The sequence below is a fragment of the Arenimonas sp. genome, assembly GCF_041913985.1.
Classification (GTDB): domain Bacteria; phylum Pseudomonadota; class Gammaproteobacteria; order Xanthomonadales; family Xanthomonadaceae; genus Arenimonas.
Window position 1 is genome coordinate 17,312 of record NZ_JAYSEG010000039.1, and the last position, 8,490, is coordinate 25,801.

Annotated in this window: 9 protein-coding genes; 2 read left to right on the plus strand and 7 right to left on the minus strand. The window is 70.7% G+C overall.

Features of this window, described 5'->3' with window-relative positions; all coding sequences use genetic code 11:
* Positions 1–49 precede the first annotated feature (49 nt).
* Genes cysN through ACE3Q2_RS11900 form a run of 3 tightly spaced genes read right to left on the minus strand, consistent with a single transcriptional unit; the run spans position 50 to position 3,595 of the window.
* Positions 50–1,933, minus strand: a complete 1,884-nt coding sequence (cysN, locus tag ACE3Q2_RS11890; RefSeq protein WP_374474220.1) for a sulfate adenylyltransferase subunit CysN — start codon at positions 1,931–1,933, stop codon at positions 50–52.
* On the minus strand, positions 1,933–2,838 hold the full coding sequence (gene cysD, locus ACE3Q2_RS11895) for a sulfate adenylyltransferase subunit CysD (protein ID WP_231696378.1): 906 nt from the start codon (positions 2,836–2,838) through the stop codon (positions 1,933–1,935). Before cysD ends, cysN begins: the two co-directional genes overlap by 1 nt.
* A 13-nt stretch (positions 2,839–2,851) precedes the next feature.
* A complete protein-coding gene (locus ACE3Q2_RS11900; protein ID WP_374474222.1) occupies positions 2,852–3,595 on the minus strand; it encodes a sulfite exporter TauE/SafE family protein in 744 nt (247 codons plus the stop codon).
* Between the two features lie 244 nt (positions 3,596–3,839).
* Between ACE3Q2_RS11900 and ACE3Q2_RS11905 the strand changes: the two genes are divergently transcribed.
* The gene (locus ACE3Q2_RS11905; RefSeq protein WP_374474223.1) at positions 3,840–4,586 is read left to right on the plus strand and encodes an EtfB protein; all 747 of its coding nucleotides are present in this window, start codon (positions 3,840–3,842) and stop codon (positions 4,584–4,586) included.
* Positions 4,587–4,599: 13 nt separating this feature from the next.
* On the plus strand, positions 4,600–5,538 hold the full coding sequence (locus tag ACE3Q2_RS11910; protein WP_231696381.1) for an electron transfer flavoprotein subunit alpha/FixB family protein: 939 nt from the start codon (positions 4,600–4,602) through the stop codon (positions 5,536–5,538).
* Positions 5,539–5,576: 38 nt separating this feature from the next.
* On the opposite strand, the gene ACE3Q2_RS11915 is transcribed toward ACE3Q2_RS11910, so the two are convergent.
* The 4 genes from ACE3Q2_RS11915 to ACE3Q2_RS11930 form a co-directional block, all read right to left on the minus strand.
* Positions 5,577–6,569, minus strand: coding sequence for a M48 family metallopeptidase (locus ACE3Q2_RS11915; protein ID WP_374474225.1), 993 nt, complete (start codon positions 6,567–6,569; stop codon positions 5,577–5,579).
* Between the two features lie 44 nt (positions 6,570–6,613).
* Positions 6,614–7,750, minus strand: a complete 1,137-nt coding sequence (locus tag ACE3Q2_RS11920; RefSeq protein ID WP_374474226.1) for a YjgN family protein — start codon at positions 7,748–7,750, stop codon at positions 6,614–6,616.
* A gap of 78 nt (positions 7,751–7,828) precedes the next feature.
* Positions 7,829–8,209, minus strand: coding sequence for a GtrA family protein (locus ACE3Q2_RS11925; protein ID WP_231696384.1), 381 nt, complete (start codon positions 8,207–8,209; stop codon positions 7,829–7,831).
* A 7-nt stretch (positions 8,210–8,216) separates the two neighbouring features.
* The coding region (locus tag ACE3Q2_RS11930) for a CoA-transferase (RefSeq protein WP_374474228.1) at positions 8,217–8,490 on the minus strand (274 nt) is incomplete at its 5' end.

The following is an 8,490-nucleotide window of genomic DNA, read 5'->3' on the forward strand; positions in this document are numbered from 1 at the left end:
AAGCTTTTCGCGAAGAGCTTCGCGGCTGAAGCCGCTCCTACAAAAGACTTCAGGACACCTGCAGCGCGGCGATCACGCGCGCGGCCATCTGCTCGGCCGTTTCGCGGCCGCCGTCGAGGTGCAGCTCGGGGTTTTCCGGCGCCTCGTAGGGCGAATCGATGCCGGTGAAGTTGCGGATCTGGCCCGCGCGCGCCTTGGCGTACAGGCCCTTCACGTCGCGCCCTTCGGCCACGGCCAGCGGCGTGTCCACGAACACTTCGACGAACTGCCCGGCCGGGAACAATTCGCGCGCCATCCGCCGCTCGGCGCGGAAGGGCGAGATGAAGCTCACCAGCACGATCAGGCCGGCGTCGGTCATCAGCTTCGCCACCTCGGCCACGCGGCGGATGTTTTCCACGCGGTCCTCGTCGGTGAAGCCCAGGTCCTTGTTCAGGCCGTGGCGCACGTTGTCGCCGTCGAGCAGGTAGGTGTGGTAGCCCTTGGCCAGCAGCTGCTTTTCCACCAGGTTGGCCACGGTGGACTTGCCCGCGCCCGACAGGCCGGTGAACCACAGGCAGCGCGGCTGCTGGCCCTTGATGCCGGCGCGCGCCGCCTGGTCCACCTCCAGGTGCTGCCAGTGGATGTTGGCCGCGCGGCGCAGCGCGAAGTCGAGCGTGCCGGCGCCGACGGTGGCATTGCTCTGGCGGTCGATCAGGATGAAGCCGCCCAGCGCGTGGCTGTCGGCATAGGCCTCGAACGGGATCGGCTGGTCGAGGCTGAGGTTGCAGTAGGCCACCTCGTTGAGCTCGAGCGACTTGGCGGCCAGCCGCGCCTGCGTGTTCACGTCCACCTTGTGCTTGATCTCGGTGACCTGCGCGGCCAGCGTCCGCGCGCCGATCTTCAGCCAGTACGGGCGGCCCGGCAGCAGCGGCGCGTCGCCCATCCACAGCAGGTGCGCGGCGAACTGGTCGGCCACCTGCGGGGGATTCGCGGCGGCGGCGATCACGTCGCCGCGGCTCACGTCCACTTCGTCGGCCAGCGTCAGCGTGATGGCCTGGCCGCGGCCGGCGCTGGCCAGCTCGCCATCGGCGGTGACCAGGGCGCGCACGCGCGAGCGCCGGCCCGAGGGCAGCACCACCACCTCGTCGCCAAGTGCCACCTGGCCGGCGGCAATGGTGCCGGCGAAGCCGCGGAAATCCTGGTTCGGGCGGCACACCCACTGCACCGGCAGGCGGAAGCCGGTGGTCCCGGCGCCCCGGCCCACGTCCACGGTTTCCAGGTGTTCGAGCAGCGTGGGCCCGGTGTACCAGGGCATGGCCGCGGAGCGCGCGCTGAGGTTGTCGCCCTTGAGCGCCGACAGCGGCACGCATTCCACGTGCGCGATGCCCAGGCGCGCGGCGAGCTCGCGGTAGCCTTCGGTGATGCGCGCGAACACCGCCTCGTCGTAGCCCACCAGGTCCATCTTGTTCACCGCCAGCAGCACGTGGCGGATGCCCAGCAGCGAAACGATGTAGCTGTGCCGGCGGGTCTGGGTGAGCAGGCCCTTGCGCGCGTCCACCAGCACCACGGCCAGGTCGGCGGCGGAGGCGCCGGTGGCCATGTTGCGCGTGTACTGCTCGTGGCCCGGGCAATCGGCGACGATGAACTTGCGCCGGTCGGTGTCGAAGAAGCGGTAGGCCACGTCGATGGTGATGCCCTGCTCGCGCTCGGCGGCCAGGCCATCGACCAGCAGCGCGAAGTCGATCGCCTCGCCCTGGGTGCCGTACTTCTTCGAGTCGGCCTCGACCGCGGCGAGCTGGTCCTCGAAGAGCATCTTCGACTCGTAGAGCAGGCGCCCGATCAGCGTGCTCTTGCCGTCGTCCACGCTGCCGCAGGTGATGAAGCGCAGCAGGCCCTTGGTTTCGTGCTGGCGCAGGTAGGCGGCCACGGCCGCGGCGTGGTCGGTGCCGGCCATCAGAAGTAGCCCTCCTGCTTCTTCTTTTCCATCGAGGCCGAGGGGTCGTGGTCGATCACGCGGCCCTGGCGCTCGGAGGTGGTGGCCACCAGCATCTCGGCGATGATGGCTTCCAGCGTGTCGGCGTCGGATTCGATGGCGCCGGTGAGCGGGTAGCAACCCAGGGTGCGGAAGCGCACCTTGCGCATCATCGGCACCTCGCCCTCGCGCAGCGGCAGGCGCTCGTCGTCCACCATGATCAGGGCGCCGTCGCGCTCCACCACCGGCCGCTCGGCCGCGAAGTAGAGCGAGGGCACCGGGATCTTCTCGCGGTAGATGTACAGCCACACGTCGAGCTCGGTCCAGTTCGAGATGGGAAACACGCGCACGCTCTCGCCCTTGTGGATGCGGGTGTTGTACAGGTCCCACAGCTCGGGGCGCTGGTTCTTCGGGTCCCAGCGGTGCTGGGCGCTGCGGAAGGAGAACACGCGCTCCTTGGCGCGCGACTTCTCCTCGTCGCGGCGGGCGCCGCCGATGGCCGCGTCGAAGGCCCACTGGTCGAGCGCCTGCTTGAGCGCCTGGGTCTTCATCACGTCGGTGTGCACGGTGGCGCCGTGGCTGACCGGGTTCACGCCCTGGGCCAGGCCCTCGGGGTTGGTGTGGGTGCGCAGCTCCACGCCGGTCTCGGCCGCGCGGCGGTCGCGGAAGGCGATCATCTCGCGGAACTTCCAGGTGGTGTCCACGTGCAGCAGCGGGATCGGCGGGCGCGCCGGGTAGAAGGCCTTCACCAGCAGGTGCAGCAGCACCGAGCTGTCCTTGCCCACGGAATAGAGCATCACCGGGTTGCGGAATTCGGCCGCCACTTCGCGCAGGATGTGGATGGCCTCGGCTTCGAGGCGGTCGAGGTGGGACAGGTCGGGCGTCATGCCCGCAAGGATATCAACGCAGCAGGTTGTAGACGCTGACCCCCGCCACCATCAGGCCCACGGCCGCCATCATGGGCCGCGCCGGCACCCGCCGGGCCAGCCAGGCCGCGAACGGCGCCGCCACCACGCCGCCCAGCAGCAGGCCCAGCACCACGTGCACGTGGCTGATGCCCAGGGTGAACAGGAACACCGCCGACACCGCCAGGCTGACGAAGAACTCGGCCGCGTTCGCGGTGCCGATGGCGATGCGGGGCTCCAGGTGCCGGGCCATCAGCTGGGTGGTGGCCAGCGGGCCCCAGCCGCCGCCGCCCACCGCGTCCAGGAAGCCGGCGCCCAGGCCCAAGGGCACGTTGTTGGCGTGGCGCGGCTCGCGCCGGCGGCCGTGCCAGGCCCGCCACACCAGCAGCAGGCCCAGCACCAGCAGGTAGGCCGAGACCAGCGGCCGCAGCCAGGCCCAGTCGGCCCAGCTCAGCAGCAGGGCACCGGCGACGGCGCCCAGCACCCCGGGCAGCACCAGCGACCACATCAGCCGGCGGTCCACGTTGCCCAGCAGCCCGTGGCTCAGTCCCGACACGCCGGTGGTGGCGACTTCGGCTGCGTGCACGCTGGCGCTGGCCACCGCCGGCGGCAGGCCGAAGGCCAGCAGCAGGCTGGAGCTGGTGACGCCGTAGGCCATGCCCAGGGCGCCGTCCACCAGCTGCGCGGCCAGGCCGATGGCCACGAACACGAAGAATTCCGGGGGCAGGTCGAAGGGCAAGCGGCGGGTCCGCGGTGGGGAGGCCAGGCGCAAGTCTGCCCGGTCGGCGGCGGGCCCGGCATGACCTCGCTCAAGGCCGGGCGCATTTCACGCCTAAATCACTGATTCGCAAGGCCGCGCACCCACGTTTTCACGCCACCGAGGCTGGGCCGCGGCGGCGCGAAAGGTTAGAATCGCGGTTCCCTTCAAGCCCGACGCGCGGCCCCACGCCGTGCGCCGGCCTGCCCCACAGGAAATCGCGACGATGAAGATCTTGGTCGGTTACAAGCGGGTGGTGGACTACAACGTCCGCATCCAGGTGAAGCCGGATGGCTCGGGCGTGGTCACCGAAGGCGTGAAGCTTTCGGCCAACCCGTTCGACGACATCGCGCTGGAAGAAGCGCTGCGCCTGCGCGACAAGGGCATCGCCACGGAAGTGGTGGTGGCCACGCTCGGCCCCGCCGACTGCCAGGCGCACCTGCGCAATGGCCTGGCCATGGGCGCCAACCGCGCCATCCACGTGGTCACCGACCAGGCCGTGCAGCCGCTCACCGCGGCGCGCGCCCTGCTCAAGCTGGTGGAGAAGGAGCAGCCGCAGATCGTGCTGCTGGGCAAGCAGGCCATCGACGACGACGCCAACCAGACCGGCCAGATGCTGGCCACGCTGTGGGGCCGCCCGCAGGCCACCTTCGCCGGCAAGGTCGAGGTGTCCGGCGGCGCCGCCACCGTCACCCGTGAAGTCGACGCCGGCCTCGAGGTGCTGGAAGTGCAGCTGCCCGCCGTCATCACCACCGACCTGCGCCTGAACGAGCCGCGCTTCATCAAGCTGCCCGACATCATGAAGGCCAAGTCCAAGCCGCTCGAGACCATCAACTTCGCCGACCTCGGCGTGGAGTCGGGCGACCACCTCAAGACCAGCCACTACGCCCCGCCGGCCAAGCGCAGCAAGGGCGTGATGGTGAAGGATGTCGCCGAGCTCGTGTCGGCGCTCAAGGCCAAGGGCCTGGTGTAAGGAGACCATGACGATGAGCAAGATCCTGATCGTTGCCGAACACCTCGGCGGCCAGCTCAATTCCTCGACCGCGCGCTGCGTCAGCTGCGCCCAGGCCGTCGCCGGCGCGGAAATCCACGTGGCCGTGCTCTCCGACGCGCCCGAAGCCGTGGCCGCCGAGGCCGCCAAGATCGCCGGCGTGGCCAGGGTCATCACCGTGGCCAACGCCGCCAACGCCCACCCGGTGGCGCAGGTGCTGGCGCCGCAGGTGGCGAAGCTGGCCGCGGGTTATTCGCACGTGTTCGGCCCCTCCACCACCTTCGGCAAGGACCTGATGCCCTGCGTGGCGGCCCTGCTGGGCGTGGCCCAGGTGTCGGACATCATGGCGGTGGAAGGCACTCACGTGTTCAAGCGCCCCATCTACGCCGGCAACGCCATCATCACCGTCGAGGCGCCGTCCTCGATGGCCGTGGTGGGCACCGTGCGCACGGCCTCGTGGCCGGCGGCCGGCGCCGGTGGTTCGGCGACGGTGGAAGCGGCTTCGGTCGACGCCGCCCTGCCCTCGCACACGCGCTTCGTGTCGCTGCAGCAGGGCAAGTCGGACCGCCCGGACCTGCAGGGCGCGTCGAAGGTGGTGTCGGGCGGCCGCGCGCTGGGCTCGGCCGACGCGTTCAAGATCATCTACTCGCTGGCCGACAAGATGGGCGCGGCCGTGGGCGCCTCGCGCGCCGCGGTGGACGCCGGCTACGTGCCGAACGAACTGCAGGTGGGCCAGACCGGCAAGATCATCGCGCCGGAGCTGTACGTGGCCATCGGCATCTCGGGCGCCATCCAGCACCTGACCGGCATCAAGGACGCGGGCACCATCGTCGCCATCAACAAGGACGCGGAAGCGCCGATCTTCGAGATCGCCGACTTCGGCCTGGTCGGCGACCTGTTCCAGATCGTGCCGGAGCTCGAGCAAGCGCTCTGAACCCCGCAGGCTTCAGCTTCACCAGGAAAACGGCCGCCTCAGCGGCCGTTTTCTTTTCCACCCTCCGCGGCGCGGCGGGCCGCTTCGATGCGTTCGTGGCTGGGCGGGTGGGTGGAGAGGTAGCCGATGGGGCCGGCGGTGGTTTCGCCGTCGCCCTCGGAAAGCCGGGCCATGGCGCGGGCGAAGGCCTCGGGCGAAATGCCATGCCTGGGCAGCAGGGCGAAGGCGAACGCGTCGGCTTCGCGCTCGTGCCGGCGCGAGAAGCCGCTGTTCACCAGCAGCGTCGGGATCGACACCGACAGCGAACCCGTGCCCGACAGGTCGCCGAACAGGAAGCCGATCACCACCACCGCCGCCGAGCTTTCCAGGCCACGGCGCATGCCGTGGCGGTGCTCGTGGTGGCCGGCCTCGTGCGCCATCACCGCCAGCAGCTCCTCGTCGTCCGGCACAAGCGCCACCAGCTGGTCGGTCATCACCACCTGTCCGTCCGGCAGCGCGAAGGCGTTCGGGCCGAGCGAAGGCGCGTCGCGGAAGTCCAGCCGCAGCCCGTCGGCGCGCGGCAGCCCGCGCGTGAGCGCGTGGAACTTCACGCGCAGTTCCTCCCGACGCGCCGCCGGCAGCCGCGAGGGCCGCAGGTGCGTGCTGTCGAGCAGGGCCAGCGCCTGCCGGCTGATGGTTCGCTCCATGGCGGGCGGAATCACCGGCGCGAGCTCGTTCGCCATCCACGGCAGGCCCAGCTGGAAGAAACCCACCACGCCGCCCACCAGCAGCACGGCGGCGCCGAGCATCGTCGTGCGCCGGCGCTCGAGCCAGTCGGCGGCGGCTTCCACCCGGCTCGGCGCCGGCAGCCAGGCGTCGAGCAGCGGCGAATCGGCGACCTCGAGCTGGCCGCCGTCGGGCAGCCGCAACTGCCGCGACAGCCGGCCCAGGCGCGGGCTGAGCGCCAGCTCGCCCACGTCGAACTCGCGCACCTCGTCGCCCCACTGCACGCGCAGCCGCCCGGGCGCCGGCTGCGACAGCGTGGCGGCCACGCCGCGGCTGCCGCGCCCGTCGTACCCGATGGCCTCGAGCGTGTTCAGAGGCTGAGGTCCATGTCCAGGTCGAGCGCGTCCACCAGCTCGGCGCCGGCGGCGCCCTCGGCCAACGCGGCCTCGGCCGTGAAGTCGTCCAGCCCGCCCATCGCCAGCAGTTCGAAATGCGCGGCGCGGTAGCGCGCCAGCCGCACCATCGCCCAGGGCACCGCCAGGCCCAGCGAGAACACGATGGCCAGGCCGTTGCTGAAGTACAGCCAGATCACGTCGCGCGCGCGCAGCGTGCAGCGGAAGCAGTGCGGGCCCAGCGCCGAGTTGGCCCACATCAGGTTGGTGTAACGCGTACGCAGGAACACCGGCAGCGCCAGGAAAGCCAGGTACACGATGAGCACCGGCACGAAGACGGCCACCATTGCCGCCTCCGAGGGCTTTCCGCCTTCCCCGCCCGCGCCATGCATCGCGAACGCACCGCCCACCGCGATCGCCACCAGCAGGACATAGGCCGCGACGCCCAGCCCGATGCAGATCAGGAAGGGCACGTAATACGGCCCCAGTTCGCCGCGGAAGGAGAAGCGCAGCCCGCCGAAGCGATGCCCGGTGACCACGTATTCCTGCTGCTTCAGGCGCACCCAGGGCAGCAGCATGTACAGCGTGGGCAGCTGCAGCATCGGCCGGAACAGGAAGTTAATGTAGGCGTCGTCCACGCCGTTGACGAAGCGGAAACGCAGCCCGCGCCAGGCCGAATAGCGCGCCCGGAACCGCAGCGTGCGCTGCAGCAGCCAGGGCAGCAGCACCAGCACCAGCAGGATGAGCGGCACGTACAGCGCCCACAGCTGGAAATGCGCGCTCAGGCCCAGCGCGATGGTGAAGGCGTAGGCCAGCAGCCGCCCCTTCAGGATGGCGATGGGGTTGGCCAGGTACTCGAAGGCGCTGCCGCCCAGGCGCGTGTTGCCGTAGAAATAGCGCTCGGTGCGCACCTTGGCCCAGGCCGAGTAGATGCCCAGCGTGAGCAGCGACAGCACCACGTTGACGATCCAGATGCCGAAGTACTCGCCGGCGCGACCGGTGAATTCGACGCCGTGGCGGGTGGGTCCGGCGGGCGGCTCCGCCGGCATGGCGGGCGGCAGCACGGGGGGTGGCGTCGCCGCGTCGAGCACGGCGTCGAAGTCATTGCCTGGCATGGCGGGTCCGGAATCCCGGCTCCCCGCCGGCCCTTGGAATCTACCGGGGCCGGTGCGTCGCGGCCAGTCCGCGAATTCTCAGCGGTAGATCCAGTACTTCGCCGCCACGAAGCCCAGCGCGGCCAGCAGCGCGTCCACCACCGGCTTGCCCAGCCAGGCCGCGTGCAGCCCGCGCAGCTGGTCCAGACCCATCACGGCCAGCGTGCTGAGCACGCTCATCGCCAGCCAGAAGGCCAGGTAGCGCAGCAGCCGGCGGCGGCCCAGGCGCGGCGGCTCGCCGGGCCGCGCGAAGGTGAAGCGGCCATTGGCCCAGAAGCCCAGCGAGGCGCCGGCGACGCGACCGGCCAGGTTGGCCGGCACCACCGGCAGGCCGAGCGCGGTGAGCGCGACGAAACAGGCCCAGTCGGCCAGCAGCTGCAGGCCGCCCACCAGCCCGAAGCCGACGAGCTCGCGCACCATGCGCGGCTCAGGCCGCGCGGCGGAACGGCACGCCGGTCTTGGTGCGCAGTTCGTCCTCGGTGACGCCCGGCGCCATTTCCACCAGCACCAGGCCGCCCTCGGCCACGTCCATCACGGCCAGTTCGGTGATGATGCGGTTCACCACGCCCACGCCGGTCAGCGGCAGCGTGCACCTGGGCAGGATCTTCGGTTCGCCGGTTTTCGTGGTGTGCTCCATCAGCACCACCACGCGCTTGACGCCGGCCACCAGGTCCATGGCGCCGCCCATGCCCTTGACCATC

Coding starts and splice junctions, on each gene's coding strand:
- ACE3Q2_RS11910 (WP_231696381.1), top strand. CDS start 4,600: ATGAGCAAGATCCTGATCGTTGCCGAACACCTCGGCGGCCAGCTCAAT.
- ACE3Q2_RS11905 (WP_374474223.1), top strand. CDS start 3,840: ATGAAGATCTTGGTCGGTTACAAGCGGGTGGTGGACTACAACGTCCGC.
- ACE3Q2_RS11925 (WP_231696384.1), bottom strand. CDS start 8,209: ATGGTGCGCGAGCTCGTCGGCTTCGGGCTGGTGGGCGGCCTGCAGCTG.
- cysN (WP_374474220.1), bottom strand. CDS start 1,933: ATGGCCGGCACCGACCACGCCGCGGCCGTGGCCGCCTACCTGCGCCAG.
- ACE3Q2_RS11920 (WP_374474226.1), bottom strand. CDS start 7,750: ATGCCAGGCAATGACTTCGACGCCGTGCTCGACGCGGCGACGCCACCC.
- cysD (WP_231696378.1), bottom strand. CDS start 2,838: ATGACGCCCGACCTGTCCCACCTCGACCGCCTCGAAGCCGAGGCCATC.